At 72.8% G+C, this 19,900-nt stretch carries 17 protein-coding genes; 11 read left to right on the top strand and 6 right to left on the bottom strand.

The annotated features are described in order from the left end of the window. Positions 1-139: 139 nt before the first annotated feature. Positions 140-1,033: a hypothetical protein gene (locus CAP_RS06115; RefSeq protein WP_044237180.1), complete on the bottom strand. Its 894-nt coding sequence runs from the start codon at positions 1,031-1,033 to the stop codon at positions 140-142. A gap of 455 nt (positions 1,034-1,488) precedes the next feature. Then, a complete protein-coding gene (locus CAP_RS43820; protein ID WP_052374276.1) occupies positions 1,489-1,821 on the bottom strand; it encodes a hypothetical protein in 333 nt (110 codons plus the stop codon). A 344-nt stretch (positions 1,822-2,165) separates the two neighbouring features. Here CAP_RS43820 and CAP_RS06105 point away from each other — a divergent pair, with 344 nt between their 5' ends. Both CAP_RS06105 and CAP_RS06100 read left to right on the top strand, forming a co-directional pair. Next, positions 2,166-3,065, top strand: a complete 900-nt coding sequence (locus CAP_RS06105) for an AAA family ATPase (protein ID WP_197041028.1) — start codon at positions 2,166-2,168, stop codon at positions 3,063-3,065. A 4-nt stretch (positions 3,066-3,069) separates the two neighbouring features. Beyond that, positions 3,070-3,522, top strand: coding sequence for a hypothetical protein (locus tag CAP_RS06100; RefSeq protein WP_044237173.1), 453 nt, complete (start codon positions 3,070-3,072; stop codon positions 3,520-3,522). A 13-nt stretch (positions 3,523-3,535) separates the two neighbouring features. On the opposite strand, the gene CAP_RS06095 is transcribed toward CAP_RS06100, so the two are convergent. Beyond that, on the bottom strand, positions 3,536-4,384 hold the full coding sequence (locus CAP_RS06095) for an alpha/beta fold hydrolase (RefSeq protein ID WP_044237170.1): 849 nt from the start codon (positions 4,382-4,384) through the stop codon (positions 3,536-3,538). A gap of 257 nt (positions 4,385-4,641) precedes the next feature. On the opposite strand from CAP_RS06095, the gene CAP_RS06090 reads away from it, so the two are divergent. Next, the gene (locus tag CAP_RS06090; RefSeq protein ID WP_044237166.1) at positions 4,642-5,784 is read left to right on the top strand and encodes a hypothetical protein; all 1,143 of its coding nucleotides are present in this window, start codon (positions 4,642-4,644) and stop codon (positions 5,782-5,784) included. A 19-nt stretch (positions 5,785-5,803) separates the two neighbouring features. Here CAP_RS06090 and CAP_RS06085 read toward each other — a convergent pair whose 3' ends face one another. Then, complete coding sequence (locus tag CAP_RS06085; protein WP_044237164.1) at positions 5,804-6,376, bottom strand: 3'-5' exonuclease; 573 nt, start codon at positions 6,374-6,376, stop codon at positions 5,804-5,806. Positions 6,377-6,431: 55 nt separating this feature from the next. Continuing rightward, positions 6,432-7,019 carry a hypothetical protein gene (locus tag CAP_RS49950; protein WP_044237161.1) on the bottom strand — a complete coding sequence of 196 codons (588 nt, stop codon included), beginning with the start codon at positions 7,017-7,019 and terminating at the stop codon, positions 6,432-6,434. Positions 7,020-7,115: 96 nt separating this feature from the next. Between CAP_RS49950 and CAP_RS51995 the strand changes: the two genes are divergently transcribed. Next, a complete protein-coding gene (locus CAP_RS51995) occupies positions 7,116-7,331 on the top strand; it encodes a hypothetical protein (protein ID WP_197041027.1) in 216 nt (71 codons plus the stop codon). Then, on the top strand, positions 7,328-8,455 hold the full coding sequence (locus CAP_RS06075) for a M48 family metalloprotease (protein ID WP_231511155.1): 1,128 nt from the start codon (positions 7,328-7,330) through the stop codon (positions 8,453-8,455). The genes CAP_RS51995 and CAP_RS06075 overlap by 4 nt, the downstream gene beginning before the upstream one ends. 156 nt (positions 8,456-8,611) lie before the next feature. Here CAP_RS06075 and CAP_RS06070 read toward each other — a convergent pair whose 3' ends face one another. After that, the gene (locus CAP_RS06070; RefSeq protein ID WP_044237156.1) at positions 8,612-10,150 is read right to left on the bottom strand and encodes an HAD-IG family 5'-nucleotidase; all 1,539 of its coding nucleotides are present in this window, start codon (positions 10,148-10,150) and stop codon (positions 8,612-8,614) included. Between the two features lie 115 nt (positions 10,151-10,265). On the opposite strand from CAP_RS06070, the gene CAP_RS06065 reads away from it, so the two are divergent. The 6 genes from CAP_RS06065 (at position 10,266) to CAP_RS06040 (ending at position 19,894) form a co-directional block, all read left to right on the top strand. Beyond that, the gene (locus CAP_RS06065; protein ID WP_063748647.1) at positions 10,266-11,165 is read left to right on the top strand and encodes an ABC transporter ATP-binding protein; all 900 of its coding nucleotides are present in this window, start codon (positions 10,266-10,268) and stop codon (positions 11,163-11,165) included. Further along, positions 11,162-12,610 carry an ABC transporter permease gene (locus CAP_RS06060; RefSeq protein WP_044237152.1) on the top strand — a complete coding sequence of 483 codons (1,449 nt, stop codon included), beginning with the start codon at positions 11,162-11,164 and terminating at the stop codon, positions 12,608-12,610. Before CAP_RS06065 ends, CAP_RS06060 begins: the two co-directional genes overlap by 4 nt. A 188-nt stretch (positions 12,611-12,798) precedes the next feature. Then, the gene (locus CAP_RS06055) at positions 12,799-14,685 is read left to right on the top strand and encodes an ATP-binding response regulator (protein WP_156040532.1); all 1,887 of its coding nucleotides are present in this window, start codon (positions 12,799-12,801) and stop codon (positions 14,683-14,685) included. Beyond that, positions 14,682-18,737, top strand: a complete 4,056-nt coding sequence (locus CAP_RS06050; RefSeq protein ID WP_081864613.1) for a serine/threonine-protein kinase — start codon at positions 14,682-14,684, stop codon at positions 18,735-18,737. Before CAP_RS06055 ends, CAP_RS06050 begins: the two co-directional genes overlap by 4 nt. A gap of 78 nt (positions 18,738-18,815) precedes the next feature. After that, positions 18,816-19,109, top strand: a complete 294-nt coding sequence (locus CAP_RS51990) for a hypothetical protein (protein WP_197041025.1) — start codon at positions 18,816-18,818, stop codon at positions 19,107-19,109. After that, entirely contained in the window at positions 19,094-19,894 is an 801-nt protein-coding gene (locus CAP_RS06040) for a C1 family peptidase (RefSeq protein WP_197041024.1), read from the top strand. Before CAP_RS51990 ends, CAP_RS06040 begins: the two co-directional genes overlap by 16 nt. The last annotated feature ends 6 nt before the right edge of the window (positions 19,895-19,900 follow it).

Raw genomic sequence — 19,900 nt, 5'->3', positions numbered from 1 at the left:
GCCCGAGAACGATCCTCGGGACGGCGCGACGGCGTCGCGGAGCAGGTGCAGGAGGGAGGGTGCGCGTCAGCCTCCGGCGTGGAGCGTGCGCTTCCGCCGGCAGGTCGAAGCAAGGCAGGACGTCAGGGCGCCTTCTTGATCAGGCGCGCGCGCTCGCCGTGCCTCGGACCGTGGTCGCCTTGGTGGGCGTCGTGGTCGCCTTGGTGGGCGTCGTGGTCGCCTTGGTGGGCGCGGTGGTCACAGGCGCCGTCATCACCGGGCTCGCCTTGGTCGGCGTGGTCTCCGGCTTGGTCGGCGTGGTCTCCGGCTTGGTCGGCGTGGTCTCCGGCTTGTCGCCCTTCGACTGCGCCTTCTTCGCCGCGCGCACCACCGCGCGCTGCTGGGCGAGCTGCGCCTCGTACGGCCCGAGCAGCTCCTGCCGCGTCGCCTCGTCCCCGTCGTAGTCGAGCAGCACCTGCGCCACGAGCAGCCGCAGCGCCCGCGTCCACGCCGCGCTGGCTTCCTCCTCACCCGCGCGCGCCTTGTCCGCCTCCTGACCGAGGATGCGCCCGTACAGATCGATGTGCGCCATCATGTGCTCCACCTGCGACTGCATCCCGAGCGCCGCGACGTCCGCCACGGTCTCCGGCTCCGTCACCCGCCCCCGCAGCGCCAGCAGCGCGCCCCACTGCAGATCCATGCTGAGCTGCGTGAACGTCGTCCCCTCCGGGAACAGGTGGTTCCGCACCCGCCGCGCCTGGGCCACCGTCGCGCGCTGCGCCTCGCCGAGCGGCACCACCGCGTCGTCGAACGACCGCTCCATGGCCTTCAGGGTGCGGTAACACCCGTTCACGCTCGCATCGGTGGCGCGATCGACGCGGAGCGGGCGGTACTTGGCGAACATCTGCAGCCCCTCGGTGGCCGTGACGACCGCCTGGATGCGCTCGCGGGTGGCCGTGGTGAGGGGCTCGGCGCGGGTCGCCGTGTGCGAGACGGAGAGCGTGTTGCCGACGATGATCTTTCGCGAGATGTCGAGGTTCGAGACGATGTCCATGGGATCCTCCTTGAGTGGTCAGGTCTGTGGGTCGGGTGATCGGGGATCACGGTCGTGAGCAAGTAAGAGAAGCGACAAAGTTCTGAAGATGCGGATTGGACGAAGCGGGCCGGACAAGAATTCGGAGAAAAATTGACCTGCACGCGCTTTTTGGCAGCATCGCTGTGATGGGGGACACCGAGGCAATCCCTGCGAGAGGCGGCGGAGGGCCTGAGGGCGTCGCTGGCGAGGCGGCGGAGGGCCTGAGGGCGTCGCTGGCGAGGCGGCGGAGGGCCTGAGGGCGTCGTCGGCGAGGTGGCGGAGGGCCTGAGGGCGTCGTCGGCGAGGCGGCGGAGGGCCTGAGGGCGTCGTCGGCGAGGTGGAGGAGGGCCTGAGGGCGTCGTCGGCGAGGCGGCGGAGGGCCTGAGGGCGTCGCTGGCGAGGTGGAGGAGGGCCTGAGGGCGTCGTCGGCGTGGTCAGCGAGGGTCGACCAGGGACGGCGAGGGGCGCGTGGGCTTCAGAGACACTCGCAGAGCGCGCGCGCGCAGCAGCGCCGGGGCGCGCTTCGGGGGGTCGCGCGGGTCGTGCGGCTCGCTCCGGAAGCGCACCCGTCCCGCCTCGTCGTGCTCGACGCGCACGCAGATCCCGGGCGGCGCCGAGGCCAGGAGCTGCTCCACCTCGCCCAGCGTCATCTGCGAGAGCGCGTGCACCTGCTTGCCGCAGCCCTCGCAGTGGCGCTGGCGCTCCGTGCCGGTCATGGCGTCCCAGTGCTCGTGGCAGGGGTCGGCGATGTGAAGGAGACGCTTCATGGTGCAGCCCTCTCTTCATGGTCCAGCAGGCAGCGCGCGCCATGCAAGCCCGGCGAGCACGAGCGACGGCCTCGACCTCCACGGCGGCGGATCCGGATCCATGCTCGCCCGCGTGCCATGGCCCGATGTGCTCCCGTCCTCGGCGCTCGCCTGGCCGATCCCGCTCTCTCGACCCACCGGTTGGCCATGTGGATGCCGAGATCCGGTTCACACCAATGACGGTGTTGCTCGGCCGCAACGGTGCCGGCAAGTCAGCGCTACTTGGCGCGCTTGAGCGCCTGGGGAGCTACGCGCGCGGGGGCGCTGAGCGAGCCTTCGGGCCGCCTCCCTACTCGCTCGGGTTCATGCGATCACGGGGGTACGGGGACATCGCCGCGACGTCTTTCGAGGTTGATCTGGGCTTCGGCGTGGAGCGCTACCGCTACAGGCTGGCGCTCGCCGAGAGGGCTGGTCACGTCGAGGTCGATGAAGAACGTCTGGTGCGCGCGTCTGGCGACGACGTGGCCGTCTGGTCTGCCGCTGCGAGACCAGCGTCTGGCACCATTCTGAGGCCAGACGCGCCAGACCCGAGCGTCGAACGGGTGGCGTCGCATCTGAGATCGGTCCGGATCTTCGATCTCGATCCGCGCGCCATCGAGCGGCCCTCCGAAGAAGGAGACTCGGGCGTCAAGCGAGACGGGCATGGCGTGGGCGCGTCTCTCGGGAAGCTCCAGGAGGAAGCTCCCGAGCGCTTCGCGGATATCGAGGAGCGCGTACGCCGGCTCCGGCCCGGCACGAAGCGGCTTCGGGTCTGGGGTGGAGCCGCGGGCAAGTTTCTCTGGGGTATCGAGGACCAGCGCGGACAGGAGTGGATTTACCCGGCACCGCTCCTCTCCTGGGGGGACCGCATGCTGGTGGGCATTCTGTGTGTTCTGTTCGCCGCCGAGGCGGGCAGTGTGGTGGGCCTCGAGGAGATCGATCGGGGCTTTCACCCCTCCCGTTACCAGGCAGTCGTCGAGCTGCTCTCGGAAGCCGCGTATCAGGGCGTGGGAGGCCGCGGTCCCCTCCAGATCATGGCCACGAGCCACAGTCCCAGCCTCGTCTCGCACTTCCAGGATCGCCTCGACGACCTGCGGCTCGTGAGCCGCACGGCGGGCGGCGCGACGACCGTGGCAGCCATGGACGAGGAGGTTCGCCGTCGGCTGGGTGAGGAGAAGACCAGTGCGCCCATCGGGGAAGTGTGGGCGATGGGGCTCCTGGACTGAGACCATGCCGCGCTTCCTGCTCGCAACCGAAGGTCCCGTGGACGATGTCGTCCTTGGCGCGCTGTGCGCCACCTGGTGCGGCCTCGCGGCTGCCGACATCGACCGCAAGGTGTTCCCGGCCCGGGGGATAGAGCAGGTGCTCCGTCTCGTGCCCGAGGTGGTGCGCGCCGCCCACTTCGGTCACTACGACGCTCTGCTGATCCATGCGGATGCGGATGAGACGCCCGAGCATGTCATGGGACATCAGGAGCCGCGGTGCCGGGTCTGCATGCTGCAGGCGCTGGTCCGACACACGGTCAAGGATCGTGTCTTCGGGGGGACGCGTTTCGGTCACGTGACGCGCGCCGAGGAGCTGGTACCTCACCTTCTCGCGCGCTGGAGCGCGAAGGGCAGCGTGCCTCCGCCGTCCCTGGACGCGCTCCATCTCTTGCTCACGCAGCTCCAGCTCCGAGGATGAGCGCTCCGGCGCTTCAGACGTGGCCGGCGCCGACGCGGTGGCGGGCGAGGTGCTCCTTCACGGCCTTGATGTAGTCGTCGGGGCGGGTGAGCAGGAGGGAGTGGCCGCCGCTCGGGAAGGTGAGGAGCTCGCAGTCGGGGTGGAGGTCGATGAGGCGCCGGGCCTGGGTCTCGGTGATGAGCGGGTCGTCGCTCGCGCGGATGATCAGGGTGGGTCCCTGCCACGCTGTCTGGCGCTCCAGGTCGGGGAGGCGGCGGGCCAGGTCCACGAGGGCGTCGAGCATGCCGCTGGAGGCCTCCTGGGCGGCGCCGCTGTCGAGGAGGGCCTCGATCTGCGCGAGCCAGAAGGGGACCTCGGGGCTGTCCTTCCAGGTGGCCCGGAAGGAGGCGAGCGTCTCGGCGCGGAACACCTCGGGGGAGAGGGCCGAGACGGCGTCTTTGCGCCCGGTGAGGCGCTCCATGTCCTCGGGGCCGTAGAGGCCCGAGCCGCTGAAGGTCAAGGTGCGCACGCGATCGGGGGCGCGGCGGGAGAGCAGCTCGGCGGCCATGCCGCCCGCGGACTGACCGATGACGTGTGCCCACGAGATGCGCTCGGCGTCGAGCACGCCGAGGGCACCCTCGGCGATCGCGTCGAGGGAGGTGACGGTGGGGGGGTAGTCGACGATGACGGGGCGGTAGTCGCCTTCGAAGGCGAGGGCGAGATCGAGCCAGCCGAGGCCGAGGCCCATGCCGCCGGTGAGGAGCAGGACCGCGTCGCCCGTGCCCTTGCCGATGGCGTAGCGCCAGCGGTGGGTGCCATGGACGCTCTCCTTGATGTCGTGGGCCTGTTCGTAGCGGCGGGCGCGCTCGTGGATGGTGGTCATGCGGGGGAGCCTAGCATCCCGGCCGGCGTCGCCTGCTGCGAGCGCGCAGGAAGCGCGCAGGGGACGCGCGGGGGACGCGCAGGGGTCCCGCGGGGGATGCGCGGGGGACGCGCGGGGGACGCGCGGGGAACACGCAGGCAGCGCGCGGGGGGCGGCAGGTGAACAGCGGGGGGCGGCACACGCATTGCGATTCGCTCCCGCCGATCACGGCAGAGGGGAGGACAGACAGGATGATTTCCGACCGAAGTCGGTATGCCATGGATTCGCGCCCGTCCGGCATCGAGGGCGGCACCTCGGCGCCGCCGCGAAGCTTCAGGAAGCCGCAGATGCGGCGTCGGATCGGGCCGCCATGGGAGAGCTTCTTCGAGCCCTTCCTCCTGCGGTACGACAGGCACGACGAACATGTCATCGTCTTTCTCGCAGATCATCCGGAATACGAGGCGATCGAGGCAATGGTCACCCGGAGGCCGGGGCTGCCGCCGTTCATCCGGTCCATCCTCTCCAGACGCGGGGGATTCCAGGTTGACCACGTGAGTGAGCCAAGTTCCGCCCACATCATGTCGGCGCTGCTCACGGACCGCCGGACGGTGCATCGGCCTTGCGCGTACAGCGCGTCCACGGTGAACGGCGTGCCGGAGGTGCGGCTGTGCTTCGCCTCGTACCGGGGAGAGGACATCGTGCTGACCTTCAAGGGGCTCGGCGCGCCCGACGCGAAGCTCGGGGGACTCATCGACCCTGGGGCGCACGCGGGGAACTCATCGCTGCCGTTGATGTGGGCAGGAGAGAGCACGCACGCGGCGCCGGAGAGTTCGGTGGTCATCGGGGCGACGTCGTACATGCTCGGGAACCCCGCGCTGCCCCACCCGATCCGCGGGGCGTACACGCGGGACTTCCGGATCGGGGTGGTGCGCGCAGGGCACCTGGAGCTGCGGCAGACGCGCGCGCCGCGGCGGCTGGAGGTGGACGAGTCGTGGGTGTACCAGGACCACCTGGGGAACAAGCACCGCTACGAGATCCTCGCGGTGGGCGAGGTGCTGACCTTGCGGCGGAGGTCGTCGTCCTCGACGTTTCCGGACGAGATCCTGGAGGCGACGCTCGTCGACGACAGGCTCGCGCTGCGCTCCATCCGGGTCACGGGCCGCCGCGCGGGCGAGGAGGTGGTGCCGTCGGCGCCGGCAGGGCTGACCCTGGATCTGTCACAGCCGGGGAGGTTCTCCATCTCGCTCGATCACCACCCGAGCATCGTCTCGGGGAGCGTGTTCATGAAGGAGACGGACACGGCGGAGGTGTGGACGCTCGATCCCACCGATCCTCGCTGGGCGACGAGCCGTACGGTGCGCTCGGTGCTTGCGCGCGCCGGTGACAGCGCCACGCTCGACAGCGAGGTCGGCGCGCGGTGAACCTGGCGGGCGCGGTGAGTCAGCGCTGGACGGGGAGGCCGGCGCGGGCGGCGCCGAGGATCTCGGCGAGCACCCTGGCGATGTTCCAGGCGTCGTCGTGGCCGCGGTGGTGGGTGCCTTCGAGGGGGAGGCCGAGCAGGCGCAGGGCTTCGTCGAGGCCGACCTCGCGGGGGAGTCCCAGGCAGAGGGCGAGCAGGGATTTGACGTTGAGGTGGCCCGGGCCGAAGGGGTAGCGGAGGCCGCGGGCCTGGCACTGGCGCTCGACCATGCGGCGGTCGTAGTCGCCGTAGCTCGCCCAGGGGCGATCGTCGGACCTGAGCTTCTTGCGGAGGAGGGTCAGGGCCTCGGCGAAGGGGATGCCCTCGTCGACCTGCGCCTGGGTGAGGGTGGTGAGGGTGGTGCAGAAGGGGCTGACGCGGGAGCGCTCGGGGCGCACCAGGATGGAGCGCTTGTCGTGGCGTTCGCGGGTGGTGACGTCGAGGAGGCAGACGCCGATCTCGATGATCTCGCTCTCCTCGCCCTCGGGAGGGGTGCCCTCCCAGCAGGTGGATTCGAGGTCGACGACGAGGATCTGGTCGAGGTGCCTGGCCATGAACTGCGGGCAGTGTACCGGAGCCGTGGGCGCGGGAGGTGGGCCCGGCCGGATCTCAGGGAGCGCAGGAGGGGCACTGCGTCTGCACGCGCTCGGTGGCGCTGCGGACGCGGGTGCGGGCGCCGAGGCAGCGGCCGTCGACCTCGCCGGCGAGGCCGCAGAGCTGGTCGGTGGCGCGGCTCATGGAGGCGAGGGCGCGGCAGGCGATGGAGCAGTGCGAGGTGGCGCGCGAGCCATCGTCGGAGGCCTGGGCGGTCGCGTCCTTGCGGGCAACCTCCTGCCCGATGCTTTCCCTGGGCTCCGTGGGGGGCGCGTAGGGAGCGGCAGGAGGCGGAGGAGGCCCGCTCGCGGTGATGGGGGCGGCGCTGGTGGGGGCGGCGCCAGCCGGGGGGGTCGCGAAGGAGGGGGCGGGGCCGCCGAGGATCTGGGCCAGCTCGAACTCGGCTTGATCGAGCCGGTGCAAGGCTTCGTCAGGGCTCCCCGCAGGGGCAGCGGCTCCGGCGGCGGTTTCGGCTGCGGGCGCCTCCGCCGGGTACTGCGCCGAGGCTCCGCAACCGGTGAGGGCCGACGCGGCGGCCAGGGCGGTCAGCGCCAGCGCTGCGAGCACCGCTCGGGAGGTACGGCGGAAGGGAGTCGAGGTCATGGGATCTGGTGCTCCTGACGTGTCTGACGCGCGGGGAGGGGGATCTGGCTCATGGGATGCCCCCCATGGGCAAGAACGGAGGAGGGAGGCAGGAGCTTGCAGTGGTACGCGAGGAGGCGGCAAGGGAGGGCTGGAGCGTCGGCGGCGGTGCGGGCGGTGCGGGCGGTGCGGGCGGTGCGGGCGGTGCGGGCGGTGCGGGCGGTGCGGGCGGTGCGGGTGGTGCGGGTGGTGCGGGTGGTCGAGGAAGGATCGTGCTGCCCGTCGGGTCGGGTGGGGCCGGGAGGCAGCGGTGCGCTATGCTCGGGGCAATGACTTCAAAGAGCGCGTTGGGCGCCCTGTTCCTGGCTCTGGTGTGCGCGACTGGCTGTCAGACGCAGCGGTCGTCCCGGGTGCAGGGGGGCTACGGGCAGAACTATCCGCAGCAGGGCTACCCGCAGCAGGGTTACCCGCAGCAGGGCTACCCGCAGCAGGGCTACCCGCAGCAGGGCTACCCGCAGCAGGGTTACCCGCAGCAGGGCTACCCGCAGCAGCCCACGGTGCCGCAGACGCCTCAGCCGGCGCCGCAGGTGCCGCAGGTGCCGCCCGCGGGGCTGCCGGTGACGAACGATCCGCTGAACGACATCAACTTTGACTGGCTGCGGAACGAGGCCGGGGTGGTGATGGGGGCGCTGGTCGGATCGCTCGCGGCCGGCAACCAGTCGAAGGTGAATGGGATCCCGTTCTTCTCGGACCCGGCGGGCGGCGACGTGAACGCGTTCGCGGGCTGCGACGATCAGGGGCTCCCGTTCATGGCGGTGACCGATGGGCTCCTGGAGATGCAGGCGCAGATGGCGCAGCTCAAGGCGACCGACGAGATCTTCGGGACGCACAAGCTCGACGACTACCTGCGGCTGCTCGCGCAGAACCAGCGCGAGGGTCAGCCGCTGGTCCGGCCGCCGGCGGGGTTCATCGACGCCGTGCAGCACACGGACAGCCGGAAGGTGGCGCGCCAGCACCAGATCTTCGACGAGCAGCTCGCGTTCGTGCTGGGCCACGAGCTGGCGCATCACTACCTGGGTCACACGGGCTGCGCGAACGGGCAGGGCGGGAGCCGGGGGCTGAACCCCGCAGACTTCGGGCGGATGCTGCGAAAGGTGGCGCCCATCTTCAACCAGCCCAACGAGATCGCGTGCGACGTGGCAGGGGTGAACAACCTGCTGACCGCGGGGTCGAAGCAGCAGGCCTACCGGTGGACCGAGGGCGGGGCGCTGATCACCCTGAACTTCTTCAAGTCCCTCGATCAGCTCACGCCAGCGCACGTGGTGTTCGCGTTCGAGCTGAGCCACCCGCACCCGTCGATCCGGCTGCCCATCGTGCAGCAGACCGCCAACACCTGGCGGCTGACCGGCGGCGCCACCGGCGGCGGCTTCCAGTTCCCCAACATCTTCGGCCAATGATACGGCGCCCTCAGCGGGTCCGTGGTGCCTGGCGGGGTAGCGACCAGCGGGTCCGTGGTGCCTGGCGGGGTAGCGACCAGCGGGTCCGTGGTGCCTGCGGGGTAGCGACCCACGGGAGCGTAGGGGCCGCAGGCCCCTGCTCCAGGGTACGCAGTACTAGAGTTCGTGGGGCATGAGGTCGCGGGGGCTGCGGAAGGTTTGCAGGGGGGAGTAGCCGAGCAGGTTGGAGACGCGCGAGGTGTAGATGCAGGCGTACTCCTCGACCTGGTCGCCGAAGCTCGAGACCTCGTTGGCCTCCTTGAGGAGCGAGCCCCAGAAGGGGTGGAAGTGGCGATCGACCTCGCGCTCGATGCGGGCGAGATCGGCGTCGACGGCGCGGAGCTGGCCGCGGATTCGCTCGACGGTGCGCTTGGCCCGGGCGCGCTCGGCCTCCAGGAAGGAGACGGCATAGTCGATGCGGACGGGCGGGGTGGCGTCGGGTGAGCCGTTCGCGCCGCCCATGGTGCGGGGAGACTCGTCGATCTGGCGGGTGAGGTCCTTGAAGCGCTGCTGGTAGAAGCGGAGCTGGTCTTCGAGCTCCTCGCGGCGGGCTTCGAGCTGCGCGCTCTGGGCGTAGTGGTCGCGGCAGGCCTCGTGGGCGAGGACCTCGGCCTCCATCTCCTGGATGATCATGGCGGTGCGCCAGGCGCTCTCCTTCTTGGAGCGGAGGATGTCGCCGTAGATGTGGTCGCCGACGTAGAGGACGCGGTCGCCGGAGACGTTGAGGAAGCGCTCCACGTCGAGGAGGTTGCCGCCCTCGTAGATGGCGCCGCGCTCGAGAGGGAGGGTGGCGGGGCGGATCTCGGCGCCGTCGCGGACCATGAGGGGGCGGCGCTCCTGGAAGAAGGTGGGCTTCTGGGCGGAGACGATGATGACGTCGAAGTAGTGGCGGAAGCTCGGGTACTCGGGCATCGCGTCGCCGAGCAGGTAGGTCATCATCTTCTCGGTGTACTCCCAGCGGGAGTTGGTCAGCAGGAAGAGCTTCTTGCCGGCGGAGCGGAGCTTGTGGAGGGTGGGGGCGAGCAGGGGGTCGCGCTCGATGAAGCGGGGGAGGTCGTTCATCACCACGTCGACGATGGTGCCGTCGCGGTGGGCCTCGTCGATGCACTCGCGGATGTCGGTGAAGAGGCGGGCGTAGTCGACCTCGGTGCCGCGCGCCTCGAGGGCCGCGACGATGCCGGCGTAGAGGGTGGCTTCGCTGAGCGCGTAGAGGGTGTCGATCCAGTGGTAGCGCCCGGTGTTCGTGCGGATCTTGCGGTGCTGGTAGAGGCTGCGGATCTCCTCCTTCGAGAGCTCGCGCATGCCGTGGTAGCCCTTCTGGACGACCTTGAAGCGGTCCATCTTGAGGACGTGTCCATGGCGCTTGTCGATGAGCAGGCCGCGCATGGGGAAGTGCACGGGGTAGCTGATGTGGCGGAGGACGTCCTCGGGGTAGCCCCGGGACGCCAGCTTGGAGAGGGTGCCCTGGATGCTCAGGGTGTCCATCTCGGTCTGGTTGTAGATGGCCAGGGTGTAGTCCATGTCGAACCCCACCCAGTCGATCTGGCCGAGCCTGAGGTGGCGGTTGACGAAGACGCGGCGCGTCCTGGGGATGCGGGTGGGTTCGGTGGGAGGAGAGACTCCCCCGAGCGGCAGGTCCAGTTGCTCGAAGGCCACGCTCTCCGGAGCCTACTTTACCAGGCGGCGCATCGAAAGGCGCGGCTGCGCATCGAAAGGCGAGGTGGACGATGCAGGTTGTCGGACGGCGTCCTCGGGGGTAACAGGAGGCGCGATGCCCTCGGATCCCGCGCCCGCCAGAGCGGTGGGCGAGCATGTCGAAGCCCGTGTGCCAGAGGTCCTCGACGCGGCGAGCCCGCGTGCCCGCCCAGGGAGGCGGAGGGAGGGTGGCGGGGGTGAGAAGGGCGGCGGGGGTGCGGCGCCCTCGGGGACCGTGGTGCGCACCGAGGGGCTGCGGCGGTCGTACGGCGATGCGCGCGCGGTGCGGCACGCGCTCGACGGGGTGACCCTGACCATCGAGGCGGGAGAGCTGGTGGCGGTGCTGGGGCCGAGCGGGTCTGGCAAGAGCACCCTGCTCGGCGTCGTGGGAGGGCTCGATCGCGGCTACGAAGGGCGCGTGGAGCTGTTCGACAGGAACCTGGCGAAGATGCGAGACCGAGAGCTGTCGCGGCTGCGTTGCCGGCAGATCGGGTTCGTGTTCCAGGCCTTTCACCTGCTCGGCCACCTCTCGGTGCTGGACAACGTGCTGGCGCCGGCGCTCTTCGATCCGGAGTGGCCGGACCTGCGCCGGCGGGCGATGGAGCTGCTCGATCGGCTGGGGCTCGCGGACCGGGCCGAGGACGCGCCGGGGCAGCTCTCGGGTGGGCAGCGGCAGCGGGTGGCGATCGCGCGGGCGCTCCTGCAGCGGCCGGCGCTGCTCCTGTGCGACGAGCCGACCGGGAACCTGGACACGGAGATGGCGGCGCGGACCATCGCGCTGTTCTCGGAACTGCACGCGGAGGAGGGGCTGACGGTGCTGGCAGTGACGCACGAGGAGCGGCTGGCCGAGGTGGCGACCCGGGTGATCCGGCTGCGCGACGGGCGGGTGGAGCACGACGGGCGGGGGAAGCAGGGCGGGCGGGGGAAGCAGGGCGGGCAGGGGAAGCAGGGCGGGCAGGTGGAGGTGGGGTCGTGAGGATCGGGGCGCTGCTCACGCTGGTGCGGCGGGATCTCGGGCGCACGCGGGGGGCGCTGGCGACGAGCGGGTTCGGCATCGCTGCCGGGACCGCGACGATGATCTTCTTCCTGGCGCTGGGGCTCGGGGTGAGGACGGTGGTGCTGGGGCGGGTGTTCCCGATCGATCAGATCGAGCTGGAGCCGCCCAAGGCGCAGGATCCAGGGCTGCTCGGGATGCTGCTCGGCGGGGGAGAGCCGCCAGGGGTGGACGCGGAGCAGGTGCAGCGTCTCGCGGCGCTGCCGGGGGTGACCGGGGTGTACCCGAAGCTGAAGCTCGCGTTTCCGTCGAGCGCCCGCGGGGGGAAGGAGCTGCTCGGGCGCGAGGTGGGGACCAGTGAGCTCATCGGCGACGGGATCGCGCCGTCGCTGCTCGAAGGGGACGGGGACCTGAAGGACACCTCGGTGTTCGCCGATCCGATGGCGCGGCCGGGGCCGGCGTGCGTGAACGATGCAGGGTGCGCGGTGCCGCAGTACTGCGAGATGACCGGCGGCGCGGGCGCGGGCGCGGGCGCGGAAACGGGGGAAGCGGGCGCGGGCGCGGGCACGACGACAGGGAGGTGCTCGGAGCCGGTGCCGGTGCTGGTGAGCCACTACCTCGTCGAGATCTTCGACAAGAGCCTGGCGCCGGCGCACAACCTGCCGCCGGTGGGGGCGACGATGGTGCAGCGCGCGCAGGGGGTGACGTTCGACATGCGCCTCGGGGACTCGCTGCTGGGGAAGGCGCGCTCGGGGACGCCACGCAGCGTGCGGGTGAAGCTCGTGGGGGTGTCGCGGCGCGCCATCGATCTGGGGCTGACGTTCCCGCTGGAGGTGGTGCGGCGGTGGAACGCGGAGTTCGCAGGGGCGCGCTCCGCGACGCGGTACTCCAGCGTGATCGTGCAGGTGGGGAGCGGGATCGACACCAGCGCGGTGATCACGGCGGGGGCGTCGATGGGCCTGTCGCCGCGCGACACGCGGGCGCGCGACGTGAGCGTGCTGATCAACGGGATCATGGCGCTGCTGTCGCTGGTGGCGGGGGTGATCCTCGTGGTGTCGGCCTCGAACATCGCCTACACGTTCCGGGTGCTGGTGACGGAGCGGCGCGCAGAGATTGCGCTGTACCGCGCGGTGGGGGCGACGGCGCTGGATGTACGGTCGTGGATGATGGCGCTGTCGCTCACCGTGGGCGTGCTCGGGGGCGCGGCGGGGGTGGTGGCGGCGCGGGTGGCCGCGTTCTTCGCGGACTGGGCAGCGGCGCACCGGCTGCCGGACTTTCCTTTCAAGCCCTCGACATTTTTCGACTTTCCCTGGTGGCTCGCCCTGGGGGGCGTGGCGTTCGGGGCGGTGTTCGCGGCCGTGGGGGCGTGGGGCCCGGCGGGCCGCGCGGCGCGGGTGGAGCCGGCATCGGCGCTCGCGGGGGGGTGAGCGCCTGGCGCGAGATCCGAGCGGTTCGACAGTTCGTTGGTGACTGGTCGGTCAACTCACCTCGGCGTTTGACGGTCTGTTAGCATCGGCTGCCGCAGGCGGGCGAGGGCAGGACAGCCGTGAGCAGCGCGCGCGAAGAAGCTTCAAGAGTGGCGAGCGAGGGACCCCGGAACGGCGCGGATGCGCGGGTGCCGCTCCCGCTCCCACCATCGTTGCCGGCGGGAATCGATCCCGCCCTGCAGCCGGTGCAAGCAGAGCCCTGGCTGGCGGGCGTGGACCATGACCTGCGCACGCTGGCGGGGGGGGTGGTGCGGCTCGCGGAGCAGCTCCTCGGGACGGCGCTCGACGGGACGCAGCTCGATCTTGCGCAGCGCATCCGGTCGAACGGCGGGGCGCTCCTGGGGCTCCTGGAGGACATGCGGGCGCTGGAGGCGCTCTCGGCGCTGTCGACAGGCGCGCTCGCGCCGGCGCGGGTGGACTTCGACCTGCGGCGCGCGGTGGAGGACGCCGGAGAGGCGCTCGCGGCCGAGGCGGAGCAGCTCGGGGTGGAGCTGGTGCTCGTGGTGCCTCCCGAGATCCCCGGCGGCGTGCGGGGCGACGGGGCGCGGCTGCGGCAGCTCCTCGGGAGGCTCGGGGCGTTCGCGCTGGCGTCGGCCGTGGGCAGCGACGCGAGCGTGCGGGTCGATGCGCGCGTGGAAGCGGAAGGGCGCGCAGGCGGCGAGGTGACGCTGCGGGTCGAGTTCCTGGGCGAGTCCGCGGGCACGGTCTCGACGCGGATGTCGGTGAGTTACGTGCCGGGGCGGGAGTCCACGGCCGGAGCCGGGGAGCGCAGGGGGGGGCCGCGGCGGGATCCCTTCTCGGCGGGGCTCGGCGGCGCGGGGCTGGGGCTCGCGCTGGTGAAGCGGCTCGTGGACGTGCTGGGTGGGGTGCTGCAGAGCGCGACCGATCCGGAGGGCCGGGGGGTCCTGTGGTTCGAGGTGGCCTTCGAGCGGCGGGGCAGGTCGACGACGCGCGGGCTGGTGCCGCGCGTGGATCTGGGGGGCAAGCGGGTGCTCCTCGTCGACGACAGCGCGTCGACGCGGGCCGCGGTGCGGACGATGCTGGAGCTGCTCGCGGTGGACCTGGACGTCGCGGCGAGCGAGGCGGAGGCGCTGCGGGCGATGCGGGTCGCGGCGACGCGAGGCGCGCCTTACGACGTGGTGCTCGTCGATGCGGCGCTCCCGCTGGGCGGGTCGGGGCGGGTCGCCGGGGTGGCCGCTGCGGGGAGGACGCGCGTGGTGCTGCTGGCTTACCCGGGCGCCGCGGCGCGCGCGGGCGATGCGCTGGTGGTGACGAAGCCGGTGCGCGTGGCGCAGCTTCACACCACGCTGCGGACGCTGCTGCTCCCGCCCGCGGAAGAGCGGCCTGCCCCGGCGCGGCCCTCGCGATCACGCGCGCCGCTGCCGTCGTCGCCCGACACCGTGCACCCGCCGCCGCACCGGTCCGGTGCCTACCAGGCGGTGCGGCGGGAAGAGGGGCGGACGTCCGTGCCCACGGCGGGGCCGCAGACGGGGGTGCCACAGACGGGGATGCCGCAGACGGGGATGCCGCAGACGGGGATGCCGCAGACGGGGGCGCCGCAGACGGGGATGCCGCAGACGGGGGCGCCGCAGACGGAGGCCTCCTGGGCGCCGCCGGCTCCTGCGGAGGCGGTGCCGCGTTCGCCGTTCCTGCCGGGCAGCGATCGACGGCGCACGCTGGGCACGGGCTCGGCGCCGCCGCCCCCGGCCGGAGAGCAGGACGTGGTGTCGCTGGTGATCGATCTGGTGGCGGCGCGGGCGCCGTTTCTGGTGGCACGGATGCGGGTGGCGCTCGCAGACGGGCGCATGGATGATCTCGGGGCGCTCGGGCAGGAGCTTCACGATCAGGCGTCGCGGCTGTCGCTCTTGCGGCTCGTGGATCCCTGCGCGCGGCTCATGCGCCAGGCCCGCGCGGGGACACCGGAGGGGGCGGCGGCCGCCGTGCAGGCGATCGAGGACGAGGTGGCGCGGAGCCGGGCTTCGGTGTCTGCCGAGATAGGGCGACGGCGGGGGTGAGCGCCGTCGCCTCCGCGCACGCGGTCGCCATGGCTCCGGGGGAGATCTTCGCCGAACGGTTCGTCGTCGCGAGCCTCGCCGGGGCCGGAGGGATGGGGGCGGTCTACCGCGCGCACGATCGGGTCGGGGACGCGCCGGTGGCCCTCAAGGTGCTCCTGGAGATGGGGGGGAGTCAGGTGACGCGCTTCGCGGAGGAAGCGAGCATCCTCGCGGAGCTGGGGCACCCGGGGATCGTCCGCTACGTGGCCCACGGGGTCACCGGGGGCGGTCAGCCGTGGCTCGCGATGGAGTGGATCGAAGGGGAGGATCTCGCCGCGCGCCTGTCGCGGGGAGCGCTCTCGCTCGACGACGCGGTCGCCCTCGCGCTCGGCGCGGCGGAGGCGCTCGCGGCCGCGCACGCGCGGGGGATCGTGCACCGCGACATCAAGCCCTCCAACCTGCTCCTGGAAGGAGGGGATCCGCGTCGGCCCAGGCTCCTCGATTTCGGGATCGCGCGCCTCGGGGGGAGGCCGCTGCCGCTCACCAGGACGGGGGTGGTGCTCGGCACGCCGGGGTACATCGCGCCGGAGCAGGCGCGCGGGGAGCCGACGGATGGGCGGGCGGACGTGTTCGCGCTGGGGGCGGTGATCTTTGAGTGCGTGACGGGGCAGCGCGCGTTCGCGGGGGAGCACGCGATGGCGCTGCTGGCGCGGCTCCTTCTGGAGGACGTGCCGCGCCTCGGGGAGCTGCGCCGCGGGGTACCGCTGGCGTTCGAGGCGCTCGTGGCGCGGATGCTGACGAAGGACCGGGAAGGGCGTCCGGAGAGCGCGGCGGCGGTGGTGGCAGCGCTGCGGCAGATCGGGAGCGCGGGAGCGTGGGGTGGGGGAGCGCTGGGCGGGGAGTGGACGGGTGGGGCAGCGACGGGCGGCGTGGAAGCTTCGGCCGAGGCGCTGGGGCGAGGGGCGACGGCGCCTTCCCGGCTCCGCGAGGGCGTGGCGCTCACCACGGGGGAGCAGCGGGTGTTCTCGGTGGTGGTGGCGATGCCGGAGGCCCCGCGGACGACGCTGGACGACACGGTGCCCACGGATGCGCACGCGGCGCGGCGGCAGGCGCTGGAGGCAGTGGTGGGGGCGCTCGGGGCGCGGGTGGAGGTGCTCGCGAGCGGGGCGGTGCTGGTGATGCTGGAGGGCGCGGCGGGGGTCGGCGCCGCGGATCAGGCGGCGCGGGCGGCGCGGTGCGCGCTCGGGATCCAGCCGTTGCTCGTGGAGTGGGGGCGGGGAGGGCAGATCGCGCTGGTGACGGGGCGCGCAGAGCTCGCGGGGCGGTTGCCGGTGGGGCAGCTCCTGGACCGGGCGGCAGCGATGCTGGCGGGCCCCACGGTGGGGGGGACCGCGGTGTGGATCGACGAGACCACGCGGGCGCTGCTGGATGCGCGCTTCGCGGTGGTGGCGGTGGGGAGTGCAGGAGCGGCGGGAGCGGCGGGACAAGCCTGGGAGCTGGTCGGAGAGCGGGAGGGCGAGGAAGGGATGCGGACGCTGCTCGGGAGGCCTTCGCCCTGCGTGGGGCGGGACCGCGAGCTGCGGGCGATCGTGGACCTCGTGGAGGGGTGCGTCGAGGACGAGGTGGCACGGGCGGCGCTCGTGCTGGGGCCGCCGGGGATCGGCAAGTCGCGGCTGCGCGACGAGGCGATCCAGCGGGTGCGGACGTCGCGGCCCGAGATCGTGGTGTGGCGCGGGCGCGGGGTGGCGTTCGGGCGGGAGGCAGCGTTCGGGGTGCTCGGGGGGGTGCTGCGGAGCGCGGCCGGGGTGCTGGGAGGCGAGCCGCTGGAGACGCGGCGGGCGCGCTTCCAGGCGTGGGTGCGCACCCTGGCGCCAGGCGCAGAGGCGGGGCGGGTCGCGGCGTTCCTGGGAGAGGTCGCGGGGATCCCGTTCCCGGAAGAGGAGAACCCGGCGCTGCGGGCGGCGCGGCAGAGCCCGCAGGCGATGGGGGAGCAGATCCGGCGGGCCTGGGAGGAGCTGCTCGGGGCCGTGGTCTCGGCCCAGCCGCTGCTCCTGGTGCTGGAGGATCTGCACTGGGGGGACGCGCCCTCGGTGCGGCTCGTGGAGCAGGCGCTGGGGAGGCACCGGGAGCGGCCTTGGTTCGTGCTGGCGCTGGCGCGGCCCGAGGTGCACGACCGCTTTCCCCGCCTCCTCGCGGAGCGCGACGCGCAGGAGATCCGGCTCGGGGCGCTGCCGCGGCGGGCGGCGGAGGCGCTGTGTCGGCGGGTGCTCGGCGAGGAGGTGCCTTCCGGGAAGGTGGACGAGATCGTGCAGCGCGCGGCAGGGAACGCCTTCTACCTGGAGGAGCTGATCCGCGCGGTGGCCGAGGGGCGAGGGGAGGCGCTGCCGGAGACGGTGCTGGCGATGGTGGACGCGCGGCTCGGGGCCCTCGACGCCGAGGAGCGGCGCGTGCTGCGCGCGGCGAGCGTGCTCGGACAGGTGTTCTGGGAAGGGGGGGTGCGGCGGCTGCTCGGCGGCGAGGTGGCCACCGAGGCGGTGAGCGCAGCGCTCGCATCCCTGGTGGCGAAGGAGGTGATCGCGCGGCGAGAGCGGAGCCGCTTTCCGGGCGAAGAGGAGCTCGGATTCCGGCACGCGCTGCTGCGCGAGGGGGCCTACGCGAGCTTGACCGAGGGCGATCGGAGCCTGGGGCACCGGCTCGCGGCGGCGTGGCTGGAGGGCGTGGGGGAGGGGGACGCGGCGGTGCTCGCCGAGCACCTCTCACGCGCGGGAGAGCGGGGACGGGCCGCGGTGTATTACCTGCGCGCGGCCGAGGGGCTCCTGCAAGGCGGGGATCTGTCGGGCGCAGCCGAGGCCGCAGAGCGCGGGGTGGGGTGCGGCGCTTCCGGGCAGCTCCTGGCGGAGCTGCGGCGGGTGCAGGCCGAGGTGGAGGGGTGGCGCGGGGATGCGGCGGCGGCAGACGCGCGCGTGGACCAGGTGCTGCAGCTCGCGGCGCCAGGGACGCGGGCGTACTGCGTGGCGATCGCCGGGAAGGTGGCGAACGCGCTGCTCCTGGGGCAACCGGGGGCGATGCTGCCGCTGCTCGGGGGGCAGCTCCTCGACATCACGCCCGCGGAGGAGGCGGCAGGGGCGTTCGCGTGGACGCTGTCCATCGCCTCGGAGGTGCTCGCGGTGCTGGCGCAGCGTGAGCTGTCGGCGGCGCACCGGGCGCGGCTCGACAGGCTCGCGGACGCGCTGGGAGGGCGCGATGCGCTGGTGGTGGGATGGCAGCGGGCGGCGCACGGGAACTACCTGCGGCTATCGGCGCGCGATCCGTGGGCGGCGCTCCGCCTGCACCGGGAGGCGGCGGAGGCCTTCGCGACGGCCGGGGAGCGGCGCTACGAGGACCTGATGCGGGTGCGGATGGCGACGGACCATGTGCACCTCGGGGCGCCGGTGCAGGCGGAGGCGCTCCTGCGGCCGGTGCTCGCGGCGGGCGCGGCGAGCGGGGGAGGGTCGATCCAGGCGACGATCGGGCGGCTGCACCTGGCGTTCGCGCTGGCCGAGCAGGGGAGGCTCGACGAGGCGGTGGAGGAGGCGCGGGCGCTCGCGGCAGCGCTCGGGGCGCGCGGCGACAGGCTGGTGCAGGGGAACGCGCGCCTGCTGGTGGCGTCGCTGTTGACGCGGCGCGGAGACGTGGTCGAGGCGGAGGAGGCGGCGCTCGCGGGCGCGGACCTGACCCAGGCGAGCCCCGTCGACGCGGCGTGGGCGGACGCGGTGCTGGCCGGGGTGAGGCTCGCGCAGGGCAGGGCAGGGGAGGCGGCGCAGCTCGCGCGGGCGGCGCGCGATCGGTCGGAGGCGCTGGGGGTGACGCACGTGCTGCAGCTCGGGGAGCGCGCGGTCCTGGCGGAGGCGCTCGCGGCGCTCGGAGACCGGGCAGGGGCGTGCGCGGTGATCGCTGCGGCGCGCGATGACGTGCTGACGCGCGCGGGGCGCATCGCAGACCCGACGCTGCGGCGGAGCTTCCTGGAGGCGGTGAGCGCGAACGCGCGGGTGCTCGCGCTGGCCCGGGACTGGCTGGGCGAGGGGATGGCGTGAGGGGGTGAGGGGGCGGTGTGGGCCGCCGGGGAGGCCACCGGGTGGAGCGTCCCGGCCTCGCGCGGTATGCTCGGGGTGATGCGGATCGTCGTCGTGCTCGCCGCCTTGTTCCTCGGGTGCGGACCTCGCCAGGATGGCGAGATGCAGCCACCGGTCGTGCCCGACACGGATCTGTGCGGCGCGGCAGAGGCGCGGCTGGAGGCGCTCCAGTGCAAGGATCCGCGCGGTCAGCCGATGTGGGTGAACCGGCTCGGAGAGCGCTTCGGCGAGACGTGCCGCGTGACGCAGAAGGAAGGCGGAGTGTTCCTCAACCCGGGGTGCATCGCCAAGGTGAACGCTTGCTCGGAGGTGGACGCGTGTCCGCAGCAGTGACGAAGGTGGGCGGCTGGCTCAGGGAGGATCCCGACCCGCGGGATCGCAGCCTCGTCGTGGCGGAGACGTCCTTGCTCCAGCGCTCCGGATGGAACGGCGTGTCGCAGGGGAGGCACGTCATCCCGGAGTACACGCCGCTCTCGAATCAGGGCGCGCTGAGCGCGTGCGTGGCGAACTCGTGGTGCGACGCCATGGAGATCCTGAGGGGTCTCGAGAAGCCGGAGGGCGTGATCCAGCTCTCGCGCCTCTTCGTGTACTGGAACGCGCGCCGGCTGCACGAGGCGACGGGCAAGGACGCCGGGACGTTCATCCGCGCGGGCGCCCAGCAGCTCCGCAAGCTCGGCATCTGCGAGGAGCAGTTCTGGCCTTACGACGCCGCCCAGGTGCTCAAGGCGCCGCCGACGAGCTGCTACCCCATGGCGGCAGAGAACCGGCTGACCGGGTTTTACCGCATCACCGGCGAGGGACCGGAGCGGCTGCGCCAGATCGAGCTCGCCATCCGCGCAAACCACCCGGTGATCTTCGGGACGATGATCGGCACCGGCTTCCAGGCCTACGCCGGAGGGGGACACGTGCAGTTCATCCCGCCGAAGGACGAGTGGGTGGGCGCGCACGCGATGGTGCTCACGGGCGTGGACGTGGGCTACGGGCGGCGGTTCCTGGTGCGGAACTCCTGGGGCTCGACCTGGGGCGACGACGGACACGCCTGGCTCGACGACAGCTACCTGGCCTGGGATCAGACGCAGGACGTCTGGGTGGGCACGCGCATGCCGGGGCTCGTGTGAGCCTTC

It is taken from the genome of Chondromyces apiculatus DSM 436 (genome assembly GCF_000601485.1).
Classification (GTDB): Bacteria; Myxococcota_A; Polyangia; order Polyangiales; family Polyangiaceae; genus Chondromyces; species Chondromyces apiculatus.
Note: the sequence above shows the minus strand (reverse complement) of the source record. Positions and strands in the feature narration are given on the sequence as shown.